Annotated in this window: 18 protein-coding genes; 8 read left to right on the plus strand and 10 right to left on the minus strand. The window is 60.3% G+C overall.

Translation table 11 applies throughout. From position 1 onward, the window contains the following. Positions 1-176: 176 nt before the first annotated feature. Positions 177-1,037 (plus strand): haloalkane dehalogenase, encoded by an 861-nt coding sequence (locus JJE47_13665; GenBank protein ID MBK5268471.1) that lies wholly within the window; start codon positions 177-179, stop codon positions 1,035-1,037. A 22-nt stretch (positions 1,038-1,059) separates the two neighbouring features. Here JJE47_13665 and JJE47_13670 read toward each other — a convergent pair whose 3' ends face one another. Further along, positions 1,060-1,686 carry an MgtC/SapB family protein gene (locus JJE47_13670; protein ID MBK5268472.1) on the minus strand — a complete coding sequence of 209 codons (627 nt, stop codon included), beginning with the start codon at positions 1,684-1,686 and terminating at the stop codon, positions 1,060-1,062. 79 nt (positions 1,687-1,765) lie between these two features. Continuing rightward, a complete protein-coding gene (locus JJE47_13675) occupies positions 1,766-2,137 on the minus strand; it encodes a hypothetical protein (GenBank protein ID MBK5268473.1) in 372 nt (123 codons plus the stop codon). Positions 2,138-2,314: 177 nt separating this feature from the next. On the opposite strand from JJE47_13675, the gene JJE47_13680 reads away from it, so the two are divergent. Continuing rightward, complete coding sequence (locus JJE47_13680; GenBank protein ID MBK5268474.1) at positions 2,315-3,736, plus strand: aminopeptidase P N-terminal domain-containing protein; 1,422 nt, start codon at positions 2,315-2,317, stop codon at positions 3,734-3,736. On the opposite strand, the gene JJE47_13685 is transcribed toward JJE47_13680, so the two are convergent. The 5 genes from JJE47_13685 to JJE47_13705 all read right to left on the minus strand — a co-directional run bounded on the left by JJE47_13685 (position 3,727) and on the right by JJE47_13705 (position 7,988). Further along, entirely contained in the window at positions 3,727-4,302 is a 576-nt protein-coding gene (locus tag JJE47_13685; protein MBK5268475.1) for a GNAT family N-acetyltransferase, read from the minus strand. The two genes, JJE47_13680 and JJE47_13685, sit on opposite strands and share 10 nt — an antisense overlap. Before the next feature lie 283 nt (positions 4,303-4,585). Further along, positions 4,586-5,137 (minus strand): GNAT family N-acetyltransferase, encoded by a 552-nt coding sequence (locus JJE47_13690; protein MBK5268476.1) that lies wholly within the window; start codon positions 5,135-5,137, stop codon positions 4,586-4,588. Then, positions 5,100-5,879, minus strand: coding sequence for a di-trans,poly-cis-decaprenylcistransferase (uppS, locus tag JJE47_13695; GenBank protein ID MBK5268477.1), 780 nt, complete (start codon positions 5,877-5,879; stop codon positions 5,100-5,102). Before uppS ends, JJE47_13690 begins: the two co-directional genes overlap by 38 nt. Positions 5,880-5,913: 34 nt before the next feature. Next, positions 5,914-6,381 (minus strand): ribonuclease HI, encoded by a 468-nt coding sequence (locus JJE47_13700; protein MBK5268478.1) that lies wholly within the window; start codon positions 6,379-6,381, stop codon positions 5,914-5,916. A 209-nt stretch (positions 6,382-6,590) separates the two neighbouring features. Then, entirely contained in the window at positions 6,591-7,988 is a 1,398-nt protein-coding gene (locus JJE47_13705) for a PAS domain-containing protein (protein ID MBK5268479.1), read from the minus strand. 277 nt (positions 7,989-8,265) lie between these two features. Here JJE47_13705 and pyrE point away from each other — a divergent pair, with 277 nt between their 5' ends. From pyrE to JJE47_13725, 4 genes are all read left to right on the plus strand, one after another. Further along, a complete protein-coding gene (pyrE, locus tag JJE47_13710) occupies positions 8,266-8,778 on the plus strand; it encodes an orotate phosphoribosyltransferase (GenBank protein ID MBK5268480.1) in 513 nt (170 codons plus the stop codon). After that, entirely contained in the window at positions 8,775-9,368 is a 594-nt protein-coding gene (locus tag JJE47_13715) for a hypothetical protein (protein MBK5268481.1), read from the plus strand. The genes pyrE and JJE47_13715 overlap by 4 nt, the downstream gene beginning before the upstream one ends. Beyond that, positions 9,368-10,126 carry a deoxyribonuclease IV gene (locus JJE47_13720; GenBank protein MBK5268482.1) on the plus strand — a complete coding sequence of 253 codons (759 nt, stop codon included), beginning with the start codon at positions 9,368-9,370 and terminating at the stop codon, positions 10,124-10,126. The genes JJE47_13715 and JJE47_13720 overlap by 1 nt, the downstream gene beginning before the upstream one ends. Positions 10,127-10,258: 132 nt before the next feature. Continuing rightward, entirely contained in the window at positions 10,259-10,903 is a 645-nt protein-coding gene (locus JJE47_13725; GenBank protein MBK5268483.1) for a TetR/AcrR family transcriptional regulator, read from the plus strand. Here the strand turns inward: JJE47_13725 and JJE47_13730 are convergent. Beyond that, a complete protein-coding gene (locus tag JJE47_13730) occupies positions 10,892-11,341 on the minus strand; it encodes a hypothetical protein (protein MBK5268484.1) in 450 nt (149 codons plus the stop codon). The two genes, JJE47_13725 and JJE47_13730, sit on opposite strands and share 12 nt — an antisense overlap. A gap of 29 nt (positions 11,342-11,370) precedes the next feature. On the opposite strand from JJE47_13730, the gene JJE47_13735 reads away from it, so the two are divergent. Next, a complete protein-coding gene (locus JJE47_13735; GenBank protein MBK5268485.1) occupies positions 11,371-12,006 on the plus strand; it encodes a DUF480 domain-containing protein in 636 nt (211 codons plus the stop codon). On the opposite strand, the gene JJE47_13740 is transcribed toward JJE47_13735, so the two are convergent. Next, on the minus strand, positions 11,983-12,393 hold the full coding sequence (locus tag JJE47_13740; protein MBK5268486.1) for a DUF192 domain-containing protein: 411 nt from the start codon (positions 12,391-12,393) through the stop codon (positions 11,983-11,985). The two genes, JJE47_13735 and JJE47_13740, sit on opposite strands and share 24 nt — an antisense overlap. Positions 12,394-12,539: 146 nt before the next feature. Beyond that, positions 12,540-13,418, minus strand: a complete 879-nt coding sequence (gene panB / locus JJE47_13745) for a 3-methyl-2-oxobutanoate hydroxymethyltransferase (GenBank protein MBK5268487.1) — start codon at positions 13,416-13,418, stop codon at positions 12,540-12,542. A 180-nt stretch (positions 13,419-13,598) separates the two neighbouring features. Here panB and JJE47_13750 point away from each other — a divergent pair, with 180 nt between their 5' ends. Then, positions 13,599-14,384 (plus strand): DUF4397 domain-containing protein, encoded by a 786-nt coding sequence (locus JJE47_13750; protein MBK5268488.1) that lies wholly within the window; start codon positions 13,599-13,601, stop codon positions 14,382-14,384. The last annotated feature ends 109 nt before the right edge of the window (positions 14,385-14,493 follow it).

Here is a 14,493-nt window from a genome sequence, read left to right on the forward strand (position 1 = left end):
ATCCATTGCCGTCGGTTTATTACGAGACGTCGGCATCGAAGCGACGACCGCGCTTGAACGGGAGGCCGATCGCCTGTCAGGATGGATAGGGCCGGTCGGTCTGCGATTTCGGTTTCCGAGCCCCTACGAGAAGGAACTTCGCTTAACCTAGGTCGGCGCCCGACCAGAGGACACCTATGTACAAAAAACGGTTTCTAAGCGTCTTTGACCGGCAGATGGCTTATCTCGACGTTGGTGAAGGCGAGGCGATTGTGTTCCTCCATGGAAACCCGACCTCGTCCTTTCTGTGGAGATTTGTCATGGCGGAACTCGAGGGCCATGGCCGGCTGGTGGCGCCTGACCTTATCGGAATGGGTGATTCCGACAAGCTTGAGGACTCGGGACCACTGTCGTACTCCTTCGTCGAACATCGGCGCTATCTCGACGAATTGTTGGATCGCCTCGATTTGGGAGACCGCGTCACCGTGGTGCTTCATGATTGGGGTTCTGGGCTCGGATTCGATTGGGCGTTTCGCCATCAGGAGCGGATCAAGGCGATTGCGTATATGGAGGCCATCGTGCGCCCAGTCAGCTGGGAGGACTGGCCTGAGGCCGCCAGGGGGTTCTTTCAAGGGATGAGGTCACCGGCCGGCGAATCAATGATCCTTGACCGAAATTTGTTCGTCGAGCGGGTCCTGCCGGGCTCAGTTATCCGGGATCTGACCGACGCCGAAATGGTCGAGTATCGGCGCCCTTATCTGGCCGGGGGCGAAGCCCGACGTCCGACACTTTCCTGGCCCCGACAGATTCCCATCGATGGATATCCGGACGATGTACACGATATTGTCACCGACTATTCGGATTGGTTGTCTCGATCAGCCGTGCCGAAGTACTTCTTCAATGCCGAACCCGGCTCGATACTGGTTGGCAGCCAGCGCGAGTTTTGCCGGTCCTGGCCAAACCAACGTGAACTGACTGTGCCGGGGATTCACTTCATTCAGGAAGACTCAGGAGCCGAGATCGGACGAGCGATCGCCGGGTGGCTCCCCACGCTCTGACCGTTTTGGGTATTCGAAGTGGTCAGGTTTCGAACTCGACAACCTCAGGATCTTCGTACAGCGCCCGCATGACGGCCCGGTGGGCGACCTGGGGACCGCCGGCGCTGAAGAAGGTGATCATTTGATCGTGGTCCTTGGCTTCTTTGAAGGAACGAATCTTCAGGCCGAGGGCGAGGAACTGTTGGTGGAGTTCCCCGAGTTTCGACTGGTCTGCGACGGTGACGATCCGGTAAGTCAACTGTTCCGATCGGACGTCAATGAGTGCCTCGGCTTTCGGGAGGATCACCAGCACCACCATCATGATGGCGAACGCGGCCAGACTGGTTGCGTACTCCCCGGCGCCGATGCCCATCCCGAGAGCCGCCGCCAACCAGATGGTGGCTGCGGTCGTGATACCCTGGATACTGCCGTTGCGTTTGAAAATGACTCCGCCGCCGAGGAATCCGATTCCGGTCACTATTCCCGCGGCAACGCGACCCGGGTCATTGTTCAATCCGGCCAGATCTTCTGAGATGATGGTGAAGACGGTGGCTCCGAGCGTGATGAGCAGGATGGTCCGAAATCCGGCAGCTTTGTCCCGGTATTCCCGCTCGGCGCCGACTATTCCCCCAACGAGGACCGACAGGAAGAGCTTGATGGCGATTTCCATAAGGTCGAATGTATCAGGGGCGGGCGCGATTGTCGTGCACTGGAAGGTTGTACTGTTCTAGGGCTCGCACTTAGCCGGCCTAGTTCTTACTGATTTGGTCCTCGAGAAAAGCGATGCGTTGGCGGATCCACACCACCGCGCTATGCGGGTCCGCCGAGCTCTGTTCGTCGGCGATGGCGTCGATGGCGTTTCGAGTACCTGTCACGCTGAGTTCGCCGAGCGCCATCTCGATGCCTGTGCTCGGAAAGCGGCTGAGGTGTGATCGGAGGCCATCAAGTTCTCTCTTCATATCGTCAACCGACAGGGGCGCGTGCGATCTCAACGTGTCACGAAGGCCATCACGCTCTTCGGTTAATGAAGAGAGGGCGGCGACTTTGTCGGGGTAGTTCCTGGCCGATTCAATTTCGCTGGCGAGTTCGCCGAGGCGTGTCAAGATCTGGTCTCGTGTCAACTCTGTCTCCTTGCGTTGTGCCGATGGTAGAGGCTGAGGATTGCTCGTGTCGATCGAGCTGTCGCCTCCTGGCACCGAAAAGTTCGAACGGCGGCGCTCAACCCGGCCTCCTCCTGAGATGAACTGGATTCCTGTGTCTGGTTTGATGCGATTGATCGAGGCGGTAGCCTGGCGCCTATGGACCAATTTGCGCACCGGAGAGCACAGCTAGCCGAGACAATCGGCGACGGAGTTGCCATCATTCCGGCCGGTCGGGAAGCCACCCGCAACGATGACGTCCATTACGAGTTTCGGCAGGACTCGAACTTCTATTTCCTGACCGGGTTCACCGAACCAGATGCCGTGGCGGTGCTAAATCCTTCCCATCCCACCGAGCCGTACACGCTATTTGTGCGTCCCCGGGATCGTGAGATGGAAATCTGGAACGGATACCGGGCCGGAACGGAAGGCGCCGTGCGTACCTTTGGGGCCGACCGGGCCCACCCGATCAACGACCTATCGGACAGGCTAAAAGACCACTTGATCGGAACCGAGACGGTCTTCTACCGGATCGGAGGCCCGCTCGACGCCACGGTTTTGAGCATGATCCAGGAATTGGCACCGCTTGCCGCACGGTATGGCAAGACCATTCCCACCCGGATCGTCGATCCTTCGCCGGCCCTGGCCGAGCTCCGATTGAGAAAATCGGACGCAGAGCTTGAACATCTCAGGAGGGCTTGCGACGTTTCGGTTCTTGGACACCAAGCCGCCATGCGCTTCACCACACCAGGCGCGCACGAATATCAGGTCCAGTCGGCAATGGAGTCCGTCTTCAGACAGGAAGGCTCGCCACGTAACGGGTACCCGTCGATCGTCGCGTCAGGCCCGAACGCCACCATTTTGCACTACACGGAGAACAGCCGCCAGATCCAAGACGGTGACCTGGTACTCATCGACGCCGCAGCCGAGTATGGCTACTTCTCGTCGGATATCACCCGTACCTTCCCGGCCAACGGTACCTTCACGGCCGCCCAACGGGCCGTTTACGAGGTGGTTCTGGCGGCTCAACGGGCGTCGATCGCCCGGGCTGCGGTTGGCACGACCCATCGCGACCTGCACGAGACGGCCAAGCGAGTCCTTACCGAAGGATTGATCGACCTTGGAATGTTGCCCAACGGCATCGAAGATTCGTTGAGCATGCATCATTATCGCGAGTACTTCATGCACGGCACCGGGCACTGGCTCGGGATGGACGTGCACGATGCCGGGTCGGTTCAGGTCGGAGACGACTCACGGGTCCTTGAGGTCGGCATGTCATTCACCGTTGAACCCGGCATCTACATCGACCCTGATCGGGAGACGGTTGATTTCGCTCTCGTCGAGTATGACCTTGATGCCCGCTACGAACGTCGATACCGAATGGGCCGGGATGCTGCCCTCAAATTGGAGGCCGAGGAGAACAAGGACGCCCGGTCGATTGCCCACGAGATCCCGGCGGAGTTCCGTGGCATCGGGATCCGGATCGAAGATGACATCGCCATGACCCCCACCGGGGCCGTCAATCTAACCGGTGCTCTGGCAGTCGACCCGGACGATGTCGAGGCGCTCTGTCAGAGCTGATCGTCCAACGTCAGGTCGCAGGCCGCGGCCTCGCGCAGCGCCACCCGTAAGGCACTCTGACAAAACAGGTCTTCTTCGAGCGGCAAGTCGACGGTCATTCGCAAGAGACCATCTTCCTGTTCGATGATTGCCCCGGCCCTGGTGAGACCGTCGATGGCGGCTCGATTCTCCGGTAGGACATAGGCGGTGAAACGACTAACGCCATTGGTGAGGGCCGCGTCGGCGAGCGCTTTGACCAGCGCGGTTCCGACGCCTCGACCGTGGTGCGCGTCCAGGACCATGACCGCGGCTTCGGCAAGGCTCGGGTCCTCGGTGTCTCGGATGTATCGGGCCACGCCGATTCCCTGGCCTCCGTCAACCACGGCGACGAGGGCGACGTGGTCCACTCCGTCCACGTTGACGAGGTAATCGAGTTCGGCTTCGGTAAGCCGGTCTACCATCCGCATGAAGCGGAGGAACCTGCTTTGCTCGCTCGTCGCGCTCAATCCGGTCGCCAGTTGGGAGCGGTCCGCTTTTGAGATCGGGCGAATCGTGATGGTCTCGCCGTCGGCGAGCAATGCAAGCATGCCCGTATTCTCCCACAGGCGAGCCTAGGCTGTTCGACATGTCACGACCTGGATTCACGCACGTGTTGGGGAACTGGAAGAATTCCGACTTGCCTCGCGCGGAGCGGCTCAGACTTACGATCAAAAACACCGCGATAAAGCTCAAGAATGGTTCGAGCTGTTGCGGAAATCATGGCGAGCCTGGTTGCTGAGTGGGTCCCCCGGCCGCCGGTTCGGATGGCCATTCCCACGGTGAGGACCACACCCACGAAGATCGCGACGGTTCTGGTGACGATCACAATCACTAGTTGACGATCGAGTACCTGACCAGCTCTTCGCCATCATTGGTCAACCATTGTTTGTCAAGGGCCATGCCGACCCGTTCGGCGACGGCTCGCGACGCTTCGTTTTCGGCGAGTGCGTTGGCAAAAACGGTTCTGACGCCCACCACATCAAACGCGAACTCGATGACGGCTCCGACCGCCTCCGTTGCGTAGCCTCTTCGTTGATAGCTGCGAGCGATGGTGTAGCCGACGTCGGCGGTCGAGGGATCAGCCGCCCGCACGTGCAGCCCGACGTCGCCGACCGTGACTCCCGTCGTCTTGTCGACGACGGCGAATTGATGCCATTCGCCGGGAGTGCCTGGCGGAAACTGGGATAGATCCTCGAAGAATTCGTGGGCTTCCGCTTCGGTGTATGGCAATTCCCAACCCTGTAGACGGGCTATTTCAGGGTCGTTGCGATACTCCAGGAAAAGATCGAGGTCGCGTTCGTCAAACGTGCGGAGCCCGATCCGGGGAGTCTCCGTCTGCCACTCGCTACTGCCCAAAACGTCGTTCTCGCTGGGCGAAATCACGCAATGATCGAAGGAAATCCACTCTTCGAAAGGCTGGCCAATGCACATCCACAAAGGAGAATTCGGCATAGGCCGATTGCCATAAGAGGAACCCGGACAATCGTGATTCGCCTGACGTGCGGATGATCAACTCGGCGTCCGGGAGGTCTGATAGGTACATGTGGGCCGCCAGCGAGTCCCGGGTAATCCGCCCGGCGATCTCGTCGGGGGTGATGCCGTCTTGAAGAAGCTCGCCCATCAACTCGCGGGCGGCGTCGACGATCTCCTGCTGACCCCCGTATCCCATGGCGATATTGAGCTGACGGGTCCCGGTCGGTCGGGCGACTTCCATCTCCTTGGCTGCCCGGACCAGGTCGTCGGGAAGCAGGTCGAGTGAGCCAATGACCCGTAGCGACATGTCGTATTGAGCCGCCAGTCGGGGGAGTCGGGAGAATAGGTCTTTGAGTACCTCGAAATAGGGGAGGAGTTCCGATTCCGGTCGGGTCATGTTCTGAGGCGACAACACCCACCCCGTGATGGTTTCGATACCGATCTTCTGGGACCACTCGATGAATTGTTCGAATTTCGACATACCTTCGCGGTAGCTGGCTGTGTAGTCGGGCAGGCGCTGGGTTCGGGCGTAACGTCGGTGGCCATCAAGGATCACCCCGATGTGCCGTGGGAGGCGTGTCGAGTCCAGCCCGCGTTCAAGTTGGCGCTCGTACAGGCGATACAGAGGTCGCGAAAGAACCGATTGTGTCACCCTCTTATCGTACCGACCTGGCCGCCGTGTGTCGCTATAAGTTTGGGCGGTTCCAGGCGGTCGACAAGGCGTCGGCGTATTCGTTCCATCGGGATCCATCATGCGCCTTGATCCACTTGAACGTGAGTTCGCGGCGAGTCCGGGCGAGGGCGTATAACTCTTGGACGAGATCGAGGTTTTTGATGGGTCCGCTCTTGCGTTTCCACCCATTACGTTCCCACCCGGCAGCCCACTCGTTGATGGTTTGTATGCAGAGGTTCGAATCCGAGAACAGCGTGGTGGGAGTTCCTTGGGGAACGAGATCGACGCCTTTGATGAGGGCGGTCAACTCCATTCGGTTGTTGGTTGTGTCGGGCTCGTTTCCATGGGCCGACGCGACGATCTCGCCGCCGACGACGTATACCGCACCCCAGCCACCCGGGCCAGGGTTGGGTATTGATGACCCATCGGTGAAGACGCCCGTGTCCGGGCCGTCGGTGAACTCTTCGAGCACTTGCGCCAGCGAGAGTGATTCGCGTGAGGTTCGTGACCTGGATCGGCGGGCCGCCGATTTGGATTCGCCGGTGACGGCTTTCGCCGACCTCGACGAGGACCTGGTCTTCAGGTTGCGGCAATCGAGGCATTGAGAGGGAACCCAATTGTCGTATCGGTCAATGATGTCTTGGCGGACTGCGAATGACTTTCTACACACGTTGCACTCAAACTGCGGCACTAGGTTGCTTTCGGTAGCGAGAAGACGAACGAGCTGAGACCGTTCCGGCGTTCGTATATGACATCGCCATCCATGAGACGGGCGAGTTGACGGGCAACGACCAGACCCAACCCGAGGCGATCGGGTTGGGTCTCGGCTTCGGCGTCGGTCCGATAGGGCTCAAACACCTCAGCGGGATTCTCAAGACCCACCCCGAGGCCGTCGTCATGGACCCCGACCTGGACACCGCTGGTGGTTGACTCGACCGTGACGAATACCTCGCAACCCCCATGGGTCACGGCGTTGTCGACGAGGTTTCGGATCACCTGCACGGTGCGGAATCGATCTGCCTCGGCGATGGTCGTTTCGCCGATGACCCGGACCTGGTTATCGGGTAATGAGGCAACAACTTCTCTGGTCAGGTGGTTGAGGTCGAACCGACCCTTGGCCACCTCGATGAGACCAACGTCGGCGCGCGCGGCCGCGATCAGGTCCTCGATGCGGTACCGCAGAATCCGGGCCTGGCAGGCGATTATGTCGATAAGTTCAGCTTGCTCGGCGTCGGAGAAGGTTCCCTCATGGTCGCGTAACTCCTGGGAGAAGCCGATCACCGCCGACAGGGGGGTGCGCAGTTCGTGGGCGATGGCCGCCACGAAGCTGTCATGGGTACCGACGGCGTTGCCGTGTTTTTCGCGCTGGTCGGCCCGTCGCTGGGCTGTGATGTCCCTGGCTGTGGCAACGGCTTCCGACCCGTCCGGTGAGATCCTGACCTCATAAGATCGTTCGGTTCCACCCAGGTCGGCGTTGCCCGATACCACCCGCACCTTGCCACTCTCTAGGGCGCGCTGTATGCCATCGACCAGCGCCGTGGCGAATTCGGCGGGCAGAAAATCGCCCAGATTGCGGTACAGATAGTCGCTTCGGTCGAGTAGCCCGGTCTCGCCGTGAATCTCCAGCACCCTTCCAGTCCGACCTATTCTGGCGATAGCGTCCGGTACCGCCGATAGGAGGGTGCGCAACCGTTCCTCTGATCGGATGGCCGAGTCCTCTGAAGCCCGATCGGCGTCTTCTAATTGTTGGACTCTCTTCGCCAGGACGTGGTAGCGCCCGGAGGCGAGGCTGACGATCACCAGAGACAGCGTTATCAGGGCGCGTGTTTGTGTGACGGCGCCGTTGTCGTTTCGGACGCCAGAAAGGTAGTCCAGTAGGAACGTGTTAAAAGGGAACGCCAACGCGGTCGCTACCAGGCCGGCGCGGACTCCGAAGAAAGCCGCCACCAAAGCGACGGGTACCACGGACACGAGTGCAGCCGCGTCGCCGAGGTCTTTGCCGAACTCGAAGAAGACCAGAGTAGAAAACGATACCGCTACGGCCACATAGAGTGTGTGGCGGATCGTTTGAGCGTCAGGGGCCTTCATGTTGGCGACAGGATATCGGGTTTCCTTGATTCAGCATGTGATCGGCTCCGTGTCATGGTGCGCCACCGGTTCGGTTGGGTGTGGTGCACGAATAGAATCGCCGAGGGCGTTCACCCGGCTTCGTCCGACCGGTTAACGTAAGCGACCACCCCAGAGGGTGGTCGCCATGGTCGGGATAACACAGGAGGCTGAACGTGTTATGCCATGAATATCGACATTTGAGGGGTCGAACTTGAACGGTTTATCGGAAGAAGTTTCCGAATTGAAAAATCACCTGATGAATCACGCCATCCGGACGGATGGTCCGTTCACACTCCGATCAGGGGCGACCTCGTCGTGGTACCTCGACGGCCGTCAGACCACGTTTGACGGCCGGGGGGCCCGATTGGTGGCCAGTGCCGTATTGTCACGGCTGGCTGACGATCTGGTGGCAGTCGGTGGAATGACGATGGGCGCCGACCCAATCGCCATCGCGACAGCCATGGTTGCCAGCGACCGGGGCCGCCCGTTGAATGCATTTTCGATTCGGAAGGCAGCCAAGGACCACGGCACGGGCGGTCGCCTGGTCGGGCCGGTGGTTGCTGGTGAACGGGTGGCGATTCTTGAAGATACGACCACGACCACGGGGGCCTTTATGGAAGCCATTGACGCGGCCGAGGCCGGCGGGCTGATCGTGGTCCAGGCCATATGCCTGGTAGATCGGTCTGACGGCCTCGCGACGGAAAAGATGGCTGTGAGAGGTATACCGTACGTAGCCTTGCTGACGCCAGAGACCCTGGGCTTCGTATGATCGTTGTTCGGGTCAAGCCACATCGGACGTTTGGTTGGGCCATGCTCGGTCTGCTTGGGGCCACAATCCTCGCCGACTTTCTTGTTGGTGGCCTTCTGTCGGGTACGGCGGCCTGGTTGGAGGGCACCGCCTTTGTGGCCTGGTTGACCGAACGGTTCGGAGTGCCATTCACTCTTGGTGAGATCGATCCCTTCGAAGCCCGCGACTATCTGTGGGCGGCTGCATACGGAACGTTTGGTTTCGGGTTGATCGTGCACGGCCTTCGGGATCTTCTGATTCCTCGCAAGGTGCTCGTCGCAGATGAGGGCGGGATGACCGTTCACCTCAGCGGCTGGTTTGGCCGGCCCACCAAGATCCCGTGGTCCGCGATCGATGACGTTCGGGGAGGCCGACTCACGCATCTTGACCATGTCTCGGAAGCGCTCATGGTGACGGTCACAACGTCCGAGTCGATTCCGGAGGACCCCTGGGGCGCCCGATGGATTGACGACCACACGCTGGCGATTACGGCCCGCCACTGGACGAGAACTCCGGCGGACGTTGCCGAGGGCTTGACTGACATGGCTATTCGTTCCAGGGCGGTGGTGTGATGTTGGTCGGCGCTCACGTCGAATCTGGAAACCCGCTCGAAGAAGCTGCCGAGCGTGGCGCCGACATCGTTCAGGTGTTTCTTTCGAATCCCCAATCATGGAAGAAGCCGGCGCCCCGCGACGACGCGGCCGCCTTGAGCGCCTCCGAGGTCGGCATCTATGTTCATGCTCCGTACCTCGTCAACGTCGTATCGGGCAACAACCGTGTCCGTATTCCCTCGCGAAAGATCCTGCAGGAATCGGCCGACGCGGCGGCCGCAGTTGGTGCATTGGGGCTCATCGTTCATGGTGGTCATATGACCGGCGAGGATGCAGACGAGAGCGAGGGGTTCATTCGGTGGCGCAAGGCCCTGGAGGCGATCGAGACCGACGTTCCGATCCTTATTGAGAATACGGCCGGCGGGGAGGTAGCCATGGCCAGACAGATCGAGGTGATTGGTCGATTATGGGAAGAGATCGCCGACCTCAACCCGGGATTCTGTCTCGACACGTGTCACGCCTGGGCAGGGGGAGAGGCCTTTGAAGGTCTCATCGAGCGGGTTATGAATGCAACCGGACGGATTGATCTGGTTCATTGCAACGACTCGAAGGACGAATTCGATTCTCGGCGCGACCGGCACCAGAACCTCACCAGTGGTCGGATTCCCCCTGACGAACTCGCCGATGTACTGCGGGCGGTGGCCGCCCCGATCGTGGTGGAAACGCCCGGCACTGCCGCCGACCACATTGCCGATATCTCCTGGATCCGGAGCCTCTAGCCCATCATTTTGAGCGATCGCTTGACATCGGCCAATCGTCGGATATCCTTTGAGCGAACGATCTAAGCGATTGCTCAAAGAGGAGAATCTGATGGACTTGCTGATGGTGGTCTGTGTTTTGGGCTGGCAAGAATGACCGTCCCGAACGTGACGGAGCTGCCGGTGCCAAGCAGGACGATCGGCGACATAACCAAAGAACGCATCCTTGATGCCGCCTTTGACACCCTTGTCGACGAAGGCATTACCGGGGCCAGCGCCAGGGCGATAGCTGCCCACGGAGAATTCAATCAGGCCCTTATCTTCTACCACTTCGGGAGCGTGCGCGATCTTCTCATCGCCACAATCGAAAGATCGTCACAGATCCAGGTCGAGCGGTACCGCCGGCGGATCGAAGGGATTACCGACCTAAGCGATCTCGTGTCTGTCGCGGCGACTCTGCACGCCGAGGACATGGAGCGGGGCTCGATCACCATGGTCGCTCAACTCATGGCCGGGGCGGCGTCGGATCCGGAGATGGGACAAGCCGTTGTGCAAGCCTTCCAACCATGGATTGACCTGGTCGAAACAGCCCTGCGCCAGGTCTTTGCCGGCTCACCGATCGAGGCCTTTCTACCGTTCGGTGACATGGCCTACGCTATATCCTCACTGTTTCTTGGTTTGGAGCTTGTCTCGAAGTTGGCCCCGGACCAGGAACAAGATGACCGGCTTTTTTCGATGATGAACATGGTGTCAGGCATGCTCGAAAACGTGATTGCCGGCCAGCCGTTACTTGGCTAGATCGGGATTGGTCGGGCAACCCTGATCGGCGTGGGGCCATTGCTCGACGCGGCGGCCGTCGACGGAAATGTAGACATAGTCCTGGTTGCCGTCGAGGTCGACATACAGTTCGCGCACCGTCGGATCCTCCCCGGGAAGGCCAAATGTGTGGCTAAGACCCGAGGCGTAGAGGCTCTCAACGGGACGATCGGACGGTCCGTACACCAACGCTTCTCCGCGGTCGTTTTGTAAGGGTCCGAGCAGTCCCAATGGGTCAGCCGCGTATCGGTGCCCGGCAAAATCCAGGAAGGTCACGCCCTTTTCGTCGCAGACGAACTCGCTGGGGTATTCGTTGACACCATTGGCGATGCGGTCGGCGGCGTCGACCCAAGGACCGTGCTGGCTGGATGCACACGAAGTCAGCGTTATCGCCGCCAAAATCAAGAGCACTTTTCGCATGATTCAAGGGTACTGGTAGGTTGCCGATTGTGGAATTGACACCAGCCGAAGCAAGGGTGCTCGCGGCGCTCATCGAAAAACACATGACAACCCCGGATCACTATCCGTTGACAACTGCGTTGCTCCTGGCGGCCTGCAATCAGACGTCGAACCGGAATCCGATTATGCGCCTCGACGAGGCGGAAGCCATCGAGGCGATGGACTCGCTGCGAGCACAAGGACTGGCTCGGACGGTCAAGCGGACCGGGGAGCGGGCGCTCAAACATCTCGAGATCGCCGACGAGGGTCTCGATCTGACCCGCGAGCAGAAAGCACTCCTCGCCGTTCTGTTGTTACGCGGCCCCCAGACCTCCGGTGAGTTGCGGCTCCGGACCGAACGGTACGTCCAGCTCGACTCGTTGGAACAGGCCGATCGTGTGTTGGAATCGATGGCTGGTGCAGATATTCCGGTTGCCGTGCTCCTCGAACGAGTCCCCGGTCAGAAAGAACCCCGGTGGATGCATCTGCTGGGCGGCAGTGCATCGGATTATGAAGTTGCCGCGCCCGGAAGTCGCGACACGGTGATCGAGCCGGTTCCGTCCCGGCTCGAATTGTTGGAGGCCGAGGTGGCTCGGCTCAACGAGCGGATGGCCGCACTGGAGCTACGGCTGGAAGAAGGCCGCTAGATCGACGTCCAGGATCGAATCGGCAGGTAGGGCGATAAGCTCGCCGCCTTGGCGTTCGAGAGCAAACATGTAGCTACTTCTCGGGGTGTAGCGCGGGCAATCCGACGATTCGCCATCCACACATGGCGCCATCGTGAAGACGTCAACCAACTGTCCGGCGCCGTCGAAGAAGGCTACGTCGAGCGAAATAGGCACGGTCCACATCCAGAACGAGCCTGTGGTCGGCTCCTGCCAGGCGAAAATCATGCCGTCGACATCGCCGAGTGAGGTGACGCCCATGAGGCCCTGTGCCCGTAGTTGGCCGGTGTCGGCCACGGCGACGAGTAGATCTTCGCCGTTGAGTCGGATGGTGGTTAGCTCAAAGCCCTGGATGTCGCCGGTATTCACGGCCTCCGGAATTGTCGTCTCGGGAACGACCGCGGGTTCCGTCGTAGTCGTCGTTGTCGACTGTCTGGTGGTGACGGTTGTGGTTGAGGAGCTGCCAACAACATCGGGCTCCCTCTGGGAGCCCGATGAGCAACTGGCAAGAACGGCTACCAGGAAAGCGGCCAGGAGAGGTCGCGTGGCTCCTCCTCGAATAGCGCGGCGGCGGCTTCGTCCGTCATGTGATAGGTCTCGTCTTCGCCAGGGAACGTTTCGTTGCGCACGTCCGCAGCGTACTGGGATAACGCATCAACCGCCTGCTGGCGCAAGTCGGCGTATTTGCGAACAAACTTCGCATAGTGACCGTCGTGCAGGCCCAACACATCGTGCCAAACGAGAACCTGTCCATCGCAGTGGACGCCTGCCCCGATCCCGATCGTTGGAATGCCGACTTCTTTGGTAATGATCTGAGCGACTGTGTCTGGCACGCCTTCCAGCACGATGCTGAATACACCCGCGTCGGTCAGGGCTTTTGCGTCGGAAATGAGTTCTTTTGCGTCGACCACCGCTCGGCCTTGAACTTTGTACCCGCCCATGGCGTGAACCGATTGCGGGGTGAGCCCGATGTGGGCCATCACTGGAATCTCGGCATTGATGATCGCCTCGACCACGGGTAGCCGGTTGGCGCCGCCTTCGAGCTTGACTGCTTCGGCACCACCCTCCCGGATGAGTCGGGAGGCGTTGCGCACCGCCTCGGATACCGAAATGTGATAGCTCATCCAGGGGAGGTCACCTACCACCAAGCAATGTGGCTTGGCGCGAGCGACCGCCGCGGTGTGGTGGATCATGACGTCGACGTCGACGGCCAGGGTGTGGTCGTGGCCGAGCATGGCGTTGGCAACCGAGTCACCAACCAGGATGATGTCGATACCGGCTGCCGAGGCGATCGAGGCCGAGGGGGCGTCGTAGGCGGTCACCATGGCGATCCGCTCGCCGCCCTTGCGGGCTGCGATGGCCGGGGCCGTGACCTTCTTGGGTGTGTCACCCATGAGTGTGCTCCTGTCTCCCCACCTTGCAAGGTTGAGGGATGTCGCGTTGTTAGCTGTCGTGAAAGCCCGACATCCGATGCCAACCGGTCACCAGTGTCAATTCCAGACTAGTCGGGTGAGATCTCATCCGTTTTCCTGAGGCCTACGTATTAGTGCTAAACACTCTCAAGGAGACGAATTGTGAAGAAACTATTTCTGTTGTTGATGGCACTGTCCGTCATGGCGGTTTCCATACCGGCGATGGCCCAGGAGACACCCCGAATTCACCTTATCCATGGTATTCCCGATACCGCGGTCGACGTTGAAGCCGGTGGAGCCAACGTATTCGAGAACTTCCAGTTCGGCGAAACTCAGGATTTGTCGGCACTGGCCGGCGCAACGCTTGAGGGTCTGAAAGTGAAGCTCGCAGGGACCGACACCGTGGCGATCGATGCCGGCGATGTCGCACTGCCCGCTTCTGGCAACTATACGATTATTGCCCACCTGACCGCTGATGGCGCCCCGACCCTGTCTGTGTTTGCAAACGATACCTCGGCCATCGCGGCCGGTGAAGGTCGTCTCACGGTCCGTCACACCGCCGCTGCCCCTGCTGTCGACGTGCTGGCCAATGGCGCGGTAGCCTTCTCAAATCTGGCCAACCCGGATGGCGTTTCTGCCGACCTGGCTGTCGGTACGATTTCCGCCACGGTGGTTCCGACCGGTACCACCGAGCCGGTTGTCATCGGCCCGGCCGATCTGCCAATCGCTGACGGCACGTCGTTGATCGTGTATGCGGTCGGCTCCCTTGACGCTGCATCGCTCACGGTCCTTACCGAGTCGATTAGCGGACTTGGCACGGCTCCGGCTGCCGTCAACACGGGCAACAGCCCGGTTGAGTCGGCAACCCCATGGGCCGCTGCGGGTGGTGTCCTCCTGGCCGCCGTCGCCGGCTTCGCCCTCCGTCGTCGCACTGCGGTCGAGCGGTAAAGCAATAAACCAGGGGTGGGGTGCCGATATGGCATCCCACCCCCTCTTTTGCTTTGACCATGCGGTATCTGCTTCTCTCTTTAGTGGTCGCCACGTCGGCGGCCTGTAC

The organism is Acidimicrobiia bacterium (assembly GCA_016650365.1).
Taxonomy (GTDB): Bacteria; Actinomycetota; Acidimicrobiia; order Spongiisociales; family JAENVV01; genus JAENVV01.